We start from the raw sequence: 14523 nt of genomic DNA, 5'->3' as shown, positions 1-14523 counted from the left end.
CGACCCTAGGCCAGTGCAATGGCGCAAGCGGGAAACTCCGAACTCGTCGACGCATTCGAGCAGTTCTTCCGGAACTACTACGACAACGACGTTAAACAGCTTGCCCAGCGGTACCCGAACGAACAGCGCTCGCTCTACATCGACTGGCAGGATCTCTACCGGTTCGACCCGGATTTAGCCGACGACTACATCAACCAGCCCGAACAGCTCCAGCGCTACGCCGAAGAGGCGCTCCGACTCTACGACCTGCCGATCGACGTCAGCCTCGGGCAGGCCCACGTCCGCATTCGGAACCTCCCCGAAACCGAGTCGCCGGAGATCCGTGACATCCGCGCCCGCGACATGAACTCCCTCGTACAGGTGTACGGGATCGTCCGGAAGGCGACCGACGTCCGCCCCAAGATCGAGGAGGCCGCCTTCGAGTGCCAACTCTGTGGCACCCTCACCCGGATCCCGCAGTCGACTGGTGACTTCCAGGAACCCCACGAGTGCCAGGGCTGTGAACGCCAGGGGCCGTTCCGGGTGAACTTCGACCAGTCGGAGTTCATCGACGCCCAGAAACTCCGGATCCAGGAGAGCCCTGAGGGACTCCGCGGCGGCGAAACCCCACAGGCCCTCGACATCAACATCGAGGACGACATTACGGGGGAGGTCACCCCCGGCGACCACGTCTCCGCCGTTGGCGTGCTGCGCCTCGAGCAGCAGGGCAACCAGCAGGAGAAGTCCCCCATCTTCGACTTCTACATGGAGGGGATCTCCGTCGACATCGACGAGGAGCAGTTCGAGGACATGGACATCACCGACGAGGACAAAGAGGAGATCGTCCGCCTCTCGACGGCCGACGACATCTACGAGCGGATGGTCGACTCGATCGCCCCCGCGATCTACGGCTACGAGCAGGAGAAGCTCGCGATGATGCTCCAGTTGTTCTCGGGCGTGACGAAGCAGTTGCCCGACGGCTCGAGGATCCGCGGCGACCTGCACATGCTGCTGATCGGTGATCCGGGAACAGGAAAGAGCCAGATGCTGGGCTACATCCAGAACATCGCCCCCAGATCGGTTTACACGTCAGGGAAGGGTAGCTCGAGCGCCGGACTTACCGCCGCAGCGGTACGCGACGACTTCGGCGACGGCCAGCAGTGGACCTTAGAGGCCGGCGCGCTCGTCCTCGCAGACCAGGGGATCGCGGCAGTGGACGAGCTAGATAAAATGCGGTCGGAGGATCGCAGTGCTATGCACGAGGCCCTCGAGCAGCAGAAAATCTCCGTCTCGAAGGCCGGCATCAACGCCACCCTCAAGTCCCGGTGCTCGCTCCTCGGAGCCGCGAACCCCAAGTACGGCCGCTTCGACCAGTACGAACCCATCGGCGAGCAGATCGACTTAGAGCCGGCGCTCATCTCGCGGTTCGACCTGATCTTCACCGTCACCGACCAGCCCGACGAGGAGAAAGACCGGAATCTCGCAGAACACATCATCAACACGAACTACGCGGGCGAGCTAACGACCCAGCAGTCCCAGATGACCTCCCTCGAGGTGAGCACCGACGAGATCGAGGAGATGACCCAGAAGGTCGATCCGGCGATCGACGCCGAACTCCTCCGGAAGTACATCGCCTACGCCAAACAGAACTGCCATCCGCGGATGACCGAGGAGGCCCGCGAGGCGATCCGCGACTTCTACGTCGACCTTCGCTCGAAGGGAACCGACGAGGACGCTCCCGTCCCCGTAACCGCCCGAAAACTCGAGGGACTGGTTCGGCTCTCGGAGGCCAGCGCCCGCATCCGGCTGTCGGACACCGTTGAACTCGACGACGCCGAGCGCGTGATCGAGATCGTTCGCTCGTGTCTCCAGGATATCGGCGTCGATCCCGAAACCGGCGAGTTCGACGCGGATATCGTCGAGGCGGGAACCTCGAAGTCCCAGCGCGACCGGATCAAGAACATCAAGGGCCTCATCACGGATATCGAAGAGGAGTACGACGACGGCGCACCGATCGACGTCGTCCTGGAGCGCGCCGAGGAGATCGGGATGGACGAGTCGAAGGCCGAACACGAGATCGAGAAACTCAAACAGAAGGGCGAGGTGTACGAGCCGAGCACCGACAATCTGCGGACGACGTAGCGGCTCGAGTCGTACGGCGGCATAGCAGTTAGAAAAGAAACACTTTTACTCCGGGAATGATTGAATATTATACATGGATGGGCTGTCGACTGACGGATTTCTCGTCGTCGCGGACGAGCCGAAGGCTCGAGAAACGATGAAAAACATCTGTACGACTCACGATGAGACGGTGCTTCGGCGGTTCGGTCGCGCCGTCGTGTTCGCACCGACCGAGTTCGGTGCGTTTCTCGCGTTCTGGCTTCGCGCAAAACACGGCGAGCCGGTCCAGATCGCCAGAACGTGCCCCGTCGACGACCGACACCAGCGCTACCACCGAGCGCGACGAGCAGCGCACTCGTTTGTGGAGCGAGAGCACGACCGGACGCCGTATCCGAAGTTCGCGTCGGGAACCGACCATCCGATGCCGGATACGATGCGGGAGCGGTCGTTTTTCCGCAATCGAGCGTCGGACGAAACGGACGATAACTGACGCCGCTGCGGTAGCGTCTCCTCGTTTGCGGTGGTTCGTGGCGCTCTGGCTGTTAGCGTCCCTCCTCGAGAAGTGATACGGTCGACCGAATCGTCGCCGGTGAGACGTTGCCGACCGCCGCCGCTGCGGCCTGCGTGATCGGCTCGGCGTCGTCGTACTCCGTGGCGGCGGCGTACAGACAGGCCGCGGCAGCACCACTTGGGTTCCGACCGCCGAGCGCTCCGTCCTCGAGAAGCCGTTCGACGTACTCGCGTGCCTCGCGTTCGACGGCGCTTCCGAGGCCGAGTTTCGTCGCGTATCGCGGAAGGTACGCCGTCGGATCGATCGGCCCCGTCTCGACGTCCAGTTCACGATTGAGTGCGGTGTACGCGACGCCGAGCTCGCGCTCGCTTGCGCGCGCGACCGCGGCGACTTCGTCGGTCGTTCGGGGGACCGAGCGGGTCCGACAGGTCGTGTAGACGGCGGCTGCGGCGAACCCCTCGATCGATCGGCCCGTCAACAGCCCGTCCGACTGGGCCGACGCGAACAGCGCACAGGCCTGCTCGCAGAGGTCCATCGGCAGCGAGTACTGGGCGACGATCCGTCGAATCTCCGTAAAGCCGTACTTCTGGTTGCGTGCTTGCTTCGAGGAGAGACGAGCACGGTTGTGTTCCCTGCGCATACGCGCGATCTGGCGGCGTTTCCGGCCGCTCACTCTAACTCCCGAGCCGTAGCCGTACCCGATCTCACTCGAGAGGCCGCGGTCATGCCGTGATCGGGTCAACGGCGCCCCGGTCCGTCGCCGGTCGGTGTCGTCGTCGGCGAACGACCGCCACTCGGGGCCGCGGTCGATCGGATCTTCGGCGGCGACGAGACCGCAGTCTTCACACACCGTCTGTACGTCTACCGGCCGGAGTCGTCCCTCACACTCGGGGCAGACCGCCGTTGGCTCGGAGTCTGTACCTGACTGGTTCCGACGCATTCGTGTTAGCAAAACGCCACTTATTGGTTAAAAACATTTCTATTATAGGGTGAATAAACATACCCGAAGTAGGTATCTTCCGACCACCGCGGGATACTCGGAATCGGAACTCGCTGCAGAATCGTTCGGTCAGCGACGGTCTCGGGGGACGGCAAACCGAACCGGAGGCCGTGGAGGTCTCACTCCTCGAGCGCGTCGAGAACACCGTCCGTATCGTTCGGAACGGATTCGGTATCGGCTCCCGCGGCGGCGGCAGCGTCGGGATCCTTGAGGAGGTGGCCGGTAGTGAGGCAGGCGACGCGCTCGCTGGCGTCGACGACACCCCGCTCGCGCAGTTTCCGAAGGCCGGCGACCGACGCCGCGGAGGCCGGTTCGACGCCGATTCCCTCGCCGGCGAGGGCGCGCTGGGCGGCCGTGATCTGCTTGTCGGTGACGGCGACGGCGGTCCCGCCGGTTTCCCGGATTCCGGGCAGTGCCTTCGGGGCGTTGACCGGGTTGCCGATCCGGATCGCCGTGGCGCGGGTTTCCACGTCCTCCCAGCGGCGAACCTCGTCGGCGTCGTTCTCGATCGCCTCGACCATCGGCGCGGCGCCCTCGGCCTGGATCCCGGTGAGTTTCGGAACCTCCTCGCGGGTGAGGTCACCCGCCTGGACGAGTTCTCTGAACGCCTTGTACAGCGCCGCGGTGTTGCCCGCGTTGCCCACCGGGAGGACGATCCGGTCGGGCCAGGCGTCGTAGTCCTCGCGAAAGGCCTCGAGGATCTCGAGGCCGATCGTCTTCTGGCCCTCGAGTCTGAACGGGTTCAGCGAGTTCAGCAGGTAGGCCTCACCCCTGGCGGCGAGTTCCTGGACGATGTCGAGACAGGCGTCGAAGTTGCCGTCGACCTCCAAGATCCGCGCCCCGTGGAGGCTCGCCTGGGCGACCTTGCCGGCGGCGACCTTGCCCGCGGGGAGAAGCACGAGCGTTTCCATCCCGGCCCGGGAGCCGTAGGCGGCGAGGGCGGCGCTGGTGTTACCCGTCGAGGCGCAGGCGAGTCGATCCACGCCGAGTTCGCGGGCGACGGCGACGCCGACGGTCATCCCGCGGTCCTTGAAGCTCCCGGTGGGGTTCATCCCCTCGTGTTTGACCCGCAGGGCCTCGAGGCCCAGTTCGTCCTCGAGGCGGGGAACCTCGTACAGCGGCGTCGCACCCTCCTGGATCGAGACGCCCGACTCGAGCGGAAGGGCGTCGGCGTAGCGCCAGACGCCGCTCGTCGCGGTCCCTTCGAAGTCCGCGAACGCCGGCAAGTCGGCGTAGCGGACCTCGAGCAGGCCGCCGCAGTCGCAGGTGTAGCGAACGGCCTCGAACGGGGCGTAGCTCTCGCCGCAGTCGATGCACTCGAGCCAGGCGCCGTCGACGGCGTCGTCGGGAGGGGCCGGACGCTCGGCGGAGAGGCTGAGACTCATTGACGGGGCGAAGGCGGGCAGCGGGGAAAAGTGGGTGGGTTGCTGCGGATGCTGCCAGCAGCCGGAGGTCAGGGCATCGACCGCCCGTCGAACTCGTCGATCACGTCGTGGACCTGTTCGGTCCAGGCGTCGAGCGCCTCGTGGAGCAACCGTTTCGCCTCCGGGAGCGCGATCGCGGTGTACTGATAGACGTAGCCGCCGCCGTCGAGCAGCCGCCGATCCCGCTCGACGAGCCCTCGCTCGTGGAGCGTCGACAGCGATCGGTTGACCGTACTCCGGTCGCGCTCGAGCACGTCGCCGAGTTCTTCGATCGTACTCCCCGGGTACTCGAGGGCGACGAGATAGACGCGCGTCTCGTGGGTCTCGATCCCGAACACGCAGCTCATGACTGCCTCGAACTCCGGATCGGACTGCTCCAGCAACTCGTCCAGTCGGTGGCGCGGCTGCTCCGCCATGTGCGACCTTGGCGGACGACCGAGAAAACGTTACGCCCGACTCTCGGCGCTGTAGCCCATCCGTCCGATACAGGTTCGCATCTCCGCTTCGCTTTCGTGGCGGTGGAGTCGCGTGGGCGTGTCGCAGTAGTACGTCGAGCCGTCGTGGCGGAGGATCACCTCGTACTCCTCCTCGAGCATCGTCATCGTCACGACCACCCGCCGGCCCTCGTGGATCGCCTCGATGATCGCGTCGGTCTCGAGTTCGCCGGCGGCAATCCGAAGCGGCGTCGCCATCGAGTAGAACTGCTCGGACGACGTCAAAGAGTCTTTGCCCTCGACGAGCGCTCCCCGTCGGCGTACCGATTGCCCTACCTCGGGTGTGCATCGCCGACGCACGCCCGAGACATTGTCACACACCCCCACGACCTACCCCCGTCTGATGGCCTCGGAAACCGCAACACCGACCGACGTACAGACTGCGACCGGAGTCGAGCCCTGGCAGGCGGGCGTCGCGGGCGGCATCGCCGGCGGCGTCGCCTTCGGCCTCATGATGACTGCGATGACCCCCGAGATGCTCGAGACGATGATCCCCTCGATGTACGGCCTCGAGGGCGGCCTCGCCGGCTGGATCGTCCACCTCTCGCACGCGGCGGTGCTGGGGGTCGTCTTCGCGGCGATCCTCGTCGCCGCCGGCCGGCCGACGATTTCGCTCTCGACCGGCGTGGGCGCGGGCGTCGCCTACGGGATCGTCCTCTGGGCGATACTCGCGGTGGTCGTGATGCCGATCTGGCTCGGCATGGCCGAGATGGTTCCGAACCTCGATATGGGCAGTCTGGTCGGCCACGCCGTCTACGGGCTGGTTCTCGGGGTCGGGTATGCGCTGCTCGAGCGCCCTCGCGGGCGGCCACGCAGCGAACTCTCCGAGAGCGGCGGGTAATGGGCGCGTCGCTCCCGGGTTGCTTTGCTCACGGGTCGTTCCTCTCCGCTCGCGCCTCGCTCACGGGTCGCTGCGCTCCCCGTTCGCGTTCTCGCGGCGCGTAGCGCCGCGCTACTCGAGCAACCAGCCCAACAGCGCCTTCTGTGCGTGCAGCCGGTTTTCGGCCTGATCCCAGACGACGGAGTGCTCACCCTCGAGCACCGCGTCCGTGATCTCCTCGCCGCGGTGGGCGGGCAGGCAGTGCATCACGGCGGCGTCGTCGGTGTGGGCGAGCAGGTCGTCGTTGAGCTGGAAGCCGTCGAAGCGCCGGAGGCGCATGTCGCGTTCGTCCTCCTGGCCCATGCTGATCCAGACGTCGGTGTAGACGACGTTCGCGTCGGAAACCGCCGCGACGGGATCGGTCGTGATCGTCGGCGCGGTGCCGATCTCTGCGGCTCGCTCGACGACCGCCTCGTCGACGCCGTGTTCGGCCGGCGTCGCGACGGTGAGGTCGATGCCGGCCAGCGCACAGCCGAGGACGAACGACTGGGCGACGTTGTTGCCGTCGCCGACCCACGCGGCGGAGGCGGACTCGAGGTCGCCGAACCGCTCCCGAATCGTAAGCAGGTCCGCAAGCGTCTGGCAGGGGTGGGCGTCGTCGGTGAGCCCGTTGACGATCGGGACGTCGGCGTACTCGGCCATCACCTCGACGTTCTCGTGTTTGAACACGCGAGCCATCACGCAGTCGACGTATCTCGAGAGCGCGCGGGCGGTGTCCTTCAGCGGCTCGCCCCGACCCAGCTGGATGTCGTCGGCTCCCAGAAAGACCGCGTGGCCGCCGAGCTGGGTCATCCCGGTCTCGAAGGAAACGCGGGTTCGGGTACTCGCCTTCTGAAAGAGCATTCCCAGGGTCTGGCCCTCGAGGTCCGCGTGGGGGTCGCCTCGCTGCTGGGCGAGTTTGTACTCTGCCGCCCGGTCGAGGACGGCGAACAGTTCGCTCCGCGAGAGGTCGTCGACGTCGAGGAAGTGTCTCGGCTGGTCGGAATCTGTGGCTGGTGTCATAGCGAGTTCGGTGGTCATCGTGTATTCAAAGCGACCCCGCCACGCGCTCGAGGATCGTCACCGAGCGGTCGAACTCGGCGAGCGGGAGGCGCTCGTCGGGCGCGTGATCGAGGTCGGAGTCGCCGGGGCCGTAGGTCGCCATCGGGCACTCCCACGCCCCGGCGTAGATGTTCATATCGCTCGTTCCCGTTTTGCGCAGCAGACGCGGCTCGCCGCCTTCTGCGCGAATCGCGACGCGAAACGCACGCGCCACGTCGGTTCGCGGGCTCTGCATTACCGGCTGGACTTCGTCCGTCCACTCGAGGACAGGACCCTCGCGCTCGAAGCTGTCGCCCTCGCGCTCGAGGCCGGTGACCTCGGTACCGCCGCCCTTGGCTTCGACGGTTTCTCGAACGGCCGCGGGCTCGAGGCTCGGCGGCACCCGACACTGAAAGTCGACGGTCGCACGGACGGCGAGACCGTTCTCGGTCGTCCCGCCCTGCACGGCGACGGGTTTGGCGGTTACCTGTTCGAAAACGGTCGCGTCCGCGCCGTCGGGTTCGAACGCCGCCTCGACGCGGGACCACCAGGCCATCGCCTCCTGGATGGCGTTCGGCTCGGGCCTCGAGGTGTGTCCGGAGTCGCTTTCGGCAGTGTAGGTCCCGGAGACGATCCCGCGGTAGCCGAGGGTGATGCCGTCGGCGCCGGAGGGTTCGCCGTTGATCACCGCTCTGGGTTCCTCACGCTCTGCGACGAGGTGGCGCGCGCCCCGCGAGGTCGTCTCCTCGCCGACGACGCCGACGAACGAGGTGCCGGTGCGGACGGCCGCGACGGCCATCGCTGCGAGCGGGCCGGTGGCGTCGACGCTGCCCCGGCCCCAGAGAACCTCCTCGCCCGCCGCGGCGATCGGGTCGTCCTCTCCCGCGGTCTCGACGCGGACCGGAATCTCGCCGGGGACGGTGTCGACGTGCGAGGTGAGCAGGACGGAATCGTCAGCGGGGGCGCGAACGTTCCCGACCTCGTCGAGCCACACCTCGCGGTCGTGGCTCTCGAAGAACTCGGCGAGGCGCTCGGCCGCGGCACCCTCCTCGCCGGAGGGTGAGGGGATCGAGACGAGGTTGAGCAGGAGCTTCCGGGCCTCCTCGAGCGAGACGTCGGCTCCGTCGTCGGTCTGTGCGGTGGCGTTCATGACTGTGACTCGGGCGTCGGCGCGAGTATCTCGGTGAGCGCCTCGAGTAGCTCGTCGGCGTGGGACTCCTCGAGCACGAGCGGCGGCAGCAGACGAACGACACTCCGGCCGGCCGGCAGCGCGAGGATACGGTGCTCGAGGGCGAGGTCGCGTAGCACGCGGTTCGCGCCGCGTTTGACCTCGAGTCCGAGCATGAGCCCCTGCCCGCGGACCTCGCGGACCGGGAGGTCGCTCGCGGCGAGTTCGTCCTGCAGGTGGTCGCCGACGACGGCGGCGTTGCTCGCGAGGTCCTCTTCGGCGAGCACCTCGAGGGTGGCGTTGGCGGCGGCACAGACGAGCGGATTGCCCGAGAACGTCGAGCCGTGGGGACCAGCGCTCTCGGCGATCCAGTCCGCACAGAGGGTTGCACCCATCGGGAGGCCGCTGGCGACCCCCTTCGCGGTCGTGAGAACGTCGGGGACGATCCCCTCGTGTTCGCAGGCCCACGTTTTTCCGGTACGGCCGAGGCCGGTCTGGATCTCGTCGAAGACGAGCGCGGTTCCGGTTTCGGTCGTGATCTCGCGGGCCGCTTCGAGGTAGCCCTCGGGAGCGGGGTGGACGCCGCCTTCGCCCTGGATCGGCTCGAGGATGACGGCGGCGGTGTCGTCGTCCACCGCGTCCGCAAGCTCCGCCTCGTCGCCGTAGGTGACGAACTCCACGTCCTCGAGTAGCGGCTCGAACGGTTTCTTGTACTTGGGTTTCCAGGTCGCCGAGAGGGTGCCCGCGGTGCGGCCGTGGAAGGCGCGCTTCGCGGCGACGATTTTCGTCCCGCCGGTGGCGCTCCGGGCGAACTTGAGCGCGGCCTCGTTGGCTTCGGTCCCCGAGTTACAGAGCCAGACCTTCTCGAGGTCGCCGGGGGCGAGCGCCCCCAGTTTCGAGTGGAGTTCTTCGCGCGCGGCGACGGGGTACGATCCCTGGACGAACAGCAACTCGCCGGCCTGCTCTCGCACCGCTTCCACCACGTCGGGGTGGCAGTGACCCGTCGGTGTGCAGGCGTAGCTCGCGCCGAAATCGAGGTACCCCGTCCCACGTTCGCTCGTGAGGTGAACCCCCTCTCCCGACTCGATCGCGATCGGCTTCTGGGAGAAGACGAAGCCGTTGTCGCTCATCGGGTCACCTCGAGTTCGCTTTCGTTACCGGCCTCGAGCGCGTCGTCTGTTGGTTCGTCCCCCAGTCCCACCGCGCCGGGCGTCAGCGTCGTGCCGTGGCCCGAAAGCGCGTTGAGAACGGGGTCGTTCGCGTTGGCGCCGGCGACGACGACCGACGACGCGCCGCCCGAAAGCGCCTCCTCGGCGGCCATCACCTTCTTCGTCATGAACCCCTCGGCTGCTGCTTCGACTGCCTCGAACTCCGCTTCCGTGTTCGCGGACTCGAGCAGCGTCGACTCGTCGTCGGGGTCCTCGTAGATCCCCGAGACGTCGGTGAGGAGCACGAGGTCGGCCGAAAGCGCGCCCGCGACGGCGGCCGCGGTGCGATCCGCGTCGGCGTTGACGGCGGTATACCCCCCGTCCTTCTCTGCGCCCAGCACGGGTGCGGTGACGACGGGGACGTAGCCGTCGGAGAGCAGCGTCTCGAGCAGGTCGGCGTTGACCTCCTCGATCGTTCCCGAGTGATCGCCGCGCTTGATCTTCTTCTTGCCGTCTTCTTTGACGCGGACGGCGGATTTGCGTTTGCCCGTGAGCAGCTTGCCGTCCGCGCCGGTGAGCCCGATCGCGTCGACGCCCTGATTCTGGAGGGCTTCCACCAGATCGGTGTTGAGCTTGCCGGCCATCACCATCTTGAACACGTTCATGGTGCGCTCGTCGGTGAACCGGCCAACGACGCCGCCGGGGGTTTCGACGTAGGTGGGTTCCTCGCCGAGTGCCTCGAGCGTCTCGTCGACGGCCGTCGAGCCGCCGTGGACGACCACCACGTCCTCTCCGTTTGCGGCCAGGTGGGCGACGTCCGAGAGGGCGCCGGTCGGATCGACGGCCTCGGCGCCGCCGATCTTGACAACCACCGTCATCTCAGGGTGCCCCCACGGGATGCAGTCCCGCGAACTCGAGTCCGGCGGTCTCCTCCAATCCCAGTGCAATGTTGGCGGCGTGGACCGCCTGCCCGGCCGACCCCTTCATCATGTTGTCGATGGCCGAGAAGACGACGACTCGCTTATTCGATGGATCGAGTTCGAAGCCGACCTCGGCGTAGTTCGTCCCCGCGACAGCCTTCGGCTCGGGGTAGCGGTAGACCCCGGAACCGCCGGCGGCCATACGGACGAACGGCTCGTCCTCGTAGCAGCCACGATAGGCCTTCCAGAGGTCGCCCTTCGAGACCGGACCCGACGGAAAGACGTGGCTCGTCGCGCTCGCGCCGCGGACCATGTCCACGGCGTGGCAGGTAAAGGCGACCTTCGTGCCGAGGAACTGCTCGATCTCGGCCTCGTGGCGGTGGCCCGTCGGCGCGTAGGGGCGGACGACCCCCGAGCGTTCCGGATGCGAGGAGGCCTCGCCGCCGCCGGCACCCCCTTCGGAGGAGCCGACTTTCACGTCCACGACGACGTGCTCTCCTCCCTCGAGAATACCGTGTTCGAACAGGGGGTACAGCCCGAGGATCGCCGCGGTGGCGTTACAGCCGCCGCCGGCGATGAGCGCTGCGCCAGCGAGGTTCTCGCGGTTGATCTCGGGGAGGGCGTACTCCGCTTTCTCGAGGTACTCCGGACTGGTGTGGCCGTCGTACCACTCGTCGTACTGTTCTTCCGTGTCGAGTCTGAAATCTGCCGAGAGGTCGACGACCGTGTCCGCGACCTCGAGGAACTCGTCGACCTGCCCCATCGAGACGCCGTGTGGCGTTGCCGTAAAGAGCACGTCGACGCTCTCGAGGTCAGACGGCTCCGAGAACCGGAGCTCGCTGCCGCGCAGTGGCGGATGCTTCGAGCCGACGCTCTTGCCGGCGTAGGAGCGGCTGGTCGCCTGCTGAATCTCGAAATTCGGGTGACCCGCGAGCAGGCGAAGGAGTTCCCCGCCCGTGAAGCCGCTGCCGCCGACGACGCTCGCGGTGACCGTTTCCGCGCTCGCCGTCCCGTCCTCGCCGGCGGACTGGTGTGTGCCGGTCGACATCAGGCCGTCACCTCGAGTTTCGCGCCCGCCTCCTCAGCGGCCTTCGCCTCGAGCCAGTCGACGACCACCGCGGGGACGTCGGTCTCGACGGCGTCGTTCAGCGCCTTGAATTCGACGGTGTGGTTGACCTCGTGGACCGTGTATCCATCGTCCGTTTCCATGAGATCCACCCCGAGCAGCCCGCCGCCGACGGCGTCGCTGGCTTTCTTCACCAGCGCCTCCGCCTCGGCGTCGAGTTCGAACGGTTCGGTTTTCGCCCCCTTGGCGGCGTTCGTGAGCCAGTGGTCCGACGAGCGAACCATCGCCGCGACCGGCTCGCCGTCGGTGGCGACGACGCGGATGTCGCGGCCGGGTTTCTCGACGAACTCCTGGACGTAGAACACCTTGTGCTCGTAGTGGCCCAGAGTGGCTTTGTGCTCGAGGATGGCCTCGGCGGCGCTTCTCGAGTCGATCTTGGCCATCAGGCGTCCCCACGACCCGACGACGGGTTTGAGCACGCAGGGGTAGCCGAACGATTCGATCGCCTCGAGCGCGCTCTCCTTGGTGAACGCGACCTTCGTCGCCGGCGTGGGAACGCCCGCGGCCTCGAGTGCCAGGCTGTTCTTCGCCTTGTCGGCGCAGATCTCCGCGGTCTCGTGACCGTTGACGACGGGCACGCCGTACGCCTCACAGAACTGTGTAGCGTACAGGCTGCGACTCGTCGCGAGACAGCGGTCGACGACGACGTCGAGGTCGGCGAGTTCGTCGGGAGCCTCGCCGATGTCGAACGTCTCCTTTCGAACATCGATCTTGACGACGTCGTGACCTCGCTCGCGCAACTCGGCGAGGAGCAGCTTCTCGTCCTTCCGAATCCGGGAGTAGAGTAGTCCTATCTGCAAGATTACTCACCCCAGTCCTCTTCGAGCTCCGGGGCTCGCTCGAGGACTGGCGGCTCGGTGTCGACGACTTCCAGCTCGGCTCCGCAGGTGGTACAATCGACGATCTCTCCGGCTTCCAGATCCTCGTGCAGGGTTAGTTCGGCCCCGCACTCGACGCATTCTGCCATTGTAACTCCCCCTCGGCAGCGGACGGGCTTAAACCCATCGAATTTAGGTATAAAATTAAATAACCAAACTTGCGAGTAATGGTGTCTCGGTCGGTTTCTACGTCGATTTCGATCTCATTATCGGTTGAGTGATGTGTTGTCCCCCGGAGGGGACGGTCGCGGGAGCGGTCGCGGAACCCCGATGCCAGCGGCTGGCGGTCGGTGTGTCGCCGACAGCTCACGCATACTCGTTCACCTCCGCGCGAAGCGCTTCGCGGGCGCCCTCGAGGCTCGCTTCGAGATCCTCGACAGATTCATCGTCGGCCTCAAGCGCGGCGACCGCTGACTCGAGCTGGTCTCCGACAGCGGTGGGGGCGGGTCCCCCCTGGGAATCCCGGCTCGCCACGCTCTCGGCGGGGTCGAGCGCCGACTTCACGGCGGCGGGATCGACGTGAGTCTCGAGGGGCTCGCCCAGTACGTCTTCGGCTGCGGCCTCGAGGGCGGCGTAGTCGGCGTCGGTCGCTCCCGGCGCGCCGCTCACGTCGTCCGCGGAACGGTGTTCCGCGCTCTCGGCCGCGCTCCCGGCTTCGCCGGTCGCCTCTTCCGCGGCGCGTTGCGCCGCGTACGCCACCAACTCGTGCGCGGTGCGGAACGGCAGCCCGCTCGCGGCCAGCGCGTCCGCGACGCCGGTTGCCGTCGAGAAGCCCGCGCCGGCCTCGGCGGCCAGCGCCTCCTCGTCCCAGGTGGCCGTTGCGACGGCCCCCGCCGCGACCCGCGTCGCCTCGCTCACGGCGTCGACGGTCTCCCAGGCGTGGGGGGTCGCCCGCTGTAAATCGCGGTTGTAGGCGCGGGGCAGTCCCTTGAGCGTGGTCGAAAGCCCCTGGACGCCGGCGGCGGCGTCGCCCGCGACCGCCCGAACCAACTCGAGCGTGTCGGGGTTGACCTTCTGGGGCATGATCGACGAGGTCGAGGAGTAGTCGTCCGAGAGGGCGACGAAGCCGCGGTTCGCGAAGATGATGAGGTCCTCCGCGAGCCCCGACAGCGTCGTCGCGAGCGTCGACAGCGCCTGGGTCGTCTCGAGCAGGAAGTCCCGGCTCGAGGCGGCGTCCATCGAGTTCTCGATCACGCCCTCGAAGCCCAGCAACGCCGCCGTCCGCTCGCGGTCGATATCGAACGGGGTGCCCGCGAACGCCGCACCGCCCAGCGGCGACCGGTTGATCCGGCCGTAGGCCTCGAGCAGACGCGCGGTGTCCCGGCGAATCGCCCCCTCGTAGGAGCACGCCCAGTGGGCCACCGAGGTGGGCTGGGCGGGCTGGAGGTGGGTGTAGCCGGGCATGAGCGTCTCCGCGTGCGCCTCGGCGACCTCGATCAGGGAGCCGCGAAGCGCGAGGGTGGCCTCGAGCGCCTTGAGGACGTCCTCGCGCAGGCGATACCGGATGCAGGTCGCGACTTCGTCGTTGCGCGAGCGCGCGGTGTGCATCTTCCCGCCGTCGGGGCCGACGTGTTCGATCACCGCGGTCTCGATTGCCTCGTGGACGTCCTCACCTTCGGGCAGCGAGCCGTGGCCGTCGACCTCGATGGCGTCGAGGGCTGTCAGGATCTCGCCTGCAGTCTCGTCGTCCACGATTTCCTGCTCTGCGAGCATAATCACGTGTGCGCGATCGACCGCGAGATCAGCCTCGAAGATCCGCTCGTCGGCGGCGAGCGAGGAGAGGAAGCTCCGGGCGGGGCCGCCGCTGAAGCGGTCGCGGCGGATCACGCTCTCGTCGGCTCCCTCGTCTGTCAT

Annotated in this window: 15 protein-coding genes; 3 read left to right on the top strand and 12 right to left on the bottom strand. The window is 67.1% G+C overall.

Annotated elements, in window-relative coordinates; all coding sequences use genetic code 11:
- The first annotated feature begins 18 nt into the window (after positions 1-18).
- Together AC6I6S_RS07715 and AC6I6S_RS07710 are read left to right on the top strand one after the other, a co-directional pair.
- Positions 19-2121 (top strand): minichromosome maintenance protein MCM, encoded by a 2103-nt coding sequence (locus AC6I6S_RS07715; protein ID WP_497949193.1) that lies wholly within the window; start codon positions 19-21, stop codon positions 2119-2121.
- Between the two features lie 73 nt (positions 2122-2194).
- Positions 2195-2590, top strand: coding sequence for a DUF7855 family protein (locus AC6I6S_RS07710; RefSeq protein ID WP_497949191.1), 396 nt, complete (start codon positions 2195-2197; stop codon positions 2588-2590).
- 52 nt (positions 2591-2642) lie between these two features.
- Here the strand turns inward: AC6I6S_RS07710 and AC6I6S_RS07705 are convergent, their stop codons facing one another.
- The 4 genes from AC6I6S_RS07705 to AC6I6S_RS07690 form a co-directional block, all read right to left on the bottom strand.
- Positions 2643-3551: a transcription initiation factor IIB gene (locus AC6I6S_RS07705; RefSeq protein ID WP_497949189.1), complete on the bottom strand. Its 909-nt coding sequence runs from the start codon at positions 3549-3551 to the stop codon at positions 2643-2645.
- Positions 3552-3730: 179 nt separating this feature from the next.
- Positions 3731-4996 carry a threonine synthase gene (thrC, locus tag AC6I6S_RS07700; protein ID WP_497949187.1) on the bottom strand — a complete coding sequence of 422 codons (1266 nt, stop codon included), beginning with the start codon at positions 4994-4996 and terminating at the stop codon, positions 3731-3733.
- Between the two features lie 68 nt (positions 4997-5064).
- Positions 5065-5451, bottom strand: a complete 387-nt coding sequence (locus AC6I6S_RS07695) for a helix-turn-helix domain-containing protein (protein WP_497949185.1) — start codon at positions 5449-5451, stop codon at positions 5065-5067.
- 30 nt (positions 5452-5481) lie between these two features.
- A complete protein-coding gene (locus AC6I6S_RS07690) occupies positions 5482-5727 on the bottom strand; it encodes a DUF8001 family protein (RefSeq protein ID WP_497949183.1) in 246 nt (81 codons plus the stop codon).
- Between the two features lie 145 nt (positions 5728-5872).
- On the opposite strand from AC6I6S_RS07690, the gene AC6I6S_RS07685 reads away from it, so the two are divergent.
- Positions 5873-6370 carry a DUF6789 family protein gene (locus AC6I6S_RS07685; RefSeq protein ID WP_497949181.1) on the top strand — a complete coding sequence of 166 codons (498 nt, stop codon included), beginning with the start codon at positions 5873-5875 and terminating at the stop codon, positions 6368-6370.
- A 111-nt stretch (positions 6371-6481) separates the two neighbouring features.
- Here AC6I6S_RS07685 and argF read toward each other — a convergent pair whose 3' ends face one another.
- The 8 genes from argF to argH all read right to left on the bottom strand — a co-directional run bounded on the left by argF (position 6482) and on the right by argH (position 14523).
- On the bottom strand, positions 6482-7411 hold the full coding sequence (gene argF / locus AC6I6S_RS07680; protein ID WP_497949180.1) for an ornithine carbamoyltransferase: 930 nt from the start codon (positions 7409-7411) through the stop codon (positions 6482-6484).
- A 25-nt stretch (positions 7412-7436) separates the two neighbouring features.
- Positions 7437-8579, bottom strand: coding sequence for a [LysW]-lysine hydrolase (locus AC6I6S_RS07675; protein ID WP_497949178.1), 1143 nt, complete (start codon positions 8577-8579; stop codon positions 7437-7439).
- Positions 8576-9727, bottom strand: coding sequence for an aspartate aminotransferase family protein (locus AC6I6S_RS07670; protein WP_497949176.1), 1152 nt, complete (start codon positions 9725-9727; stop codon positions 8576-8578). Before AC6I6S_RS07670 ends, AC6I6S_RS07675 begins: the two co-directional genes overlap by 4 nt.
- The gene (locus AC6I6S_RS07665; RefSeq protein WP_497949175.1) at positions 9724-10623 is read right to left on the bottom strand and encodes an acetylglutamate/acetylaminoadipate kinase; all 900 of its coding nucleotides are present in this window, start codon (positions 10621-10623) and stop codon (positions 9724-9726) included. The genes AC6I6S_RS07670 and AC6I6S_RS07665 overlap by 4 nt, the downstream gene beginning before the upstream one ends.
- A 1-nt stretch (position 10624) precedes the next feature.
- Positions 10625-11713 (bottom strand): N-acetyl-gamma-glutamyl-phosphate reductase, encoded by a 1089-nt coding sequence (gene argC, locus AC6I6S_RS07660; RefSeq protein WP_497949173.1) that lies wholly within the window; start codon positions 11711-11713, stop codon positions 10625-10627.
- Positions 11713-12591 (bottom strand): lysine biosynthesis protein LysX, encoded by an 879-nt coding sequence (gene lysX, locus AC6I6S_RS07655; RefSeq protein WP_497949172.1) that lies wholly within the window; start codon positions 12589-12591, stop codon positions 11713-11715. The genes argC and lysX overlap by 1 nt, the downstream gene beginning before the upstream one ends.
- Before the next feature lie 2 nt (positions 12592-12593).
- Positions 12594-12758: a lysine biosynthesis protein LysW gene (lysW, locus tag AC6I6S_RS07650; RefSeq protein ID WP_255169189.1), complete on the bottom strand. Its 165-nt coding sequence runs from the start codon at positions 12756-12758 to the stop codon at positions 12594-12596.
- A 217-nt stretch (positions 12759-12975) separates the two neighbouring features.
- Entirely contained in the window at positions 12976-14523 is a 1548-nt protein-coding gene (gene argH, locus AC6I6S_RS07645) for an argininosuccinate lyase (RefSeq protein ID WP_497949170.1), read from the bottom strand.

It is taken from the genome of Natrononativus sp. DTA114, assembly GCF_059736515.1.
Note: the sequence above shows the minus strand (reverse complement) of the source record. Positions and strands in the feature narration are given on the sequence as shown.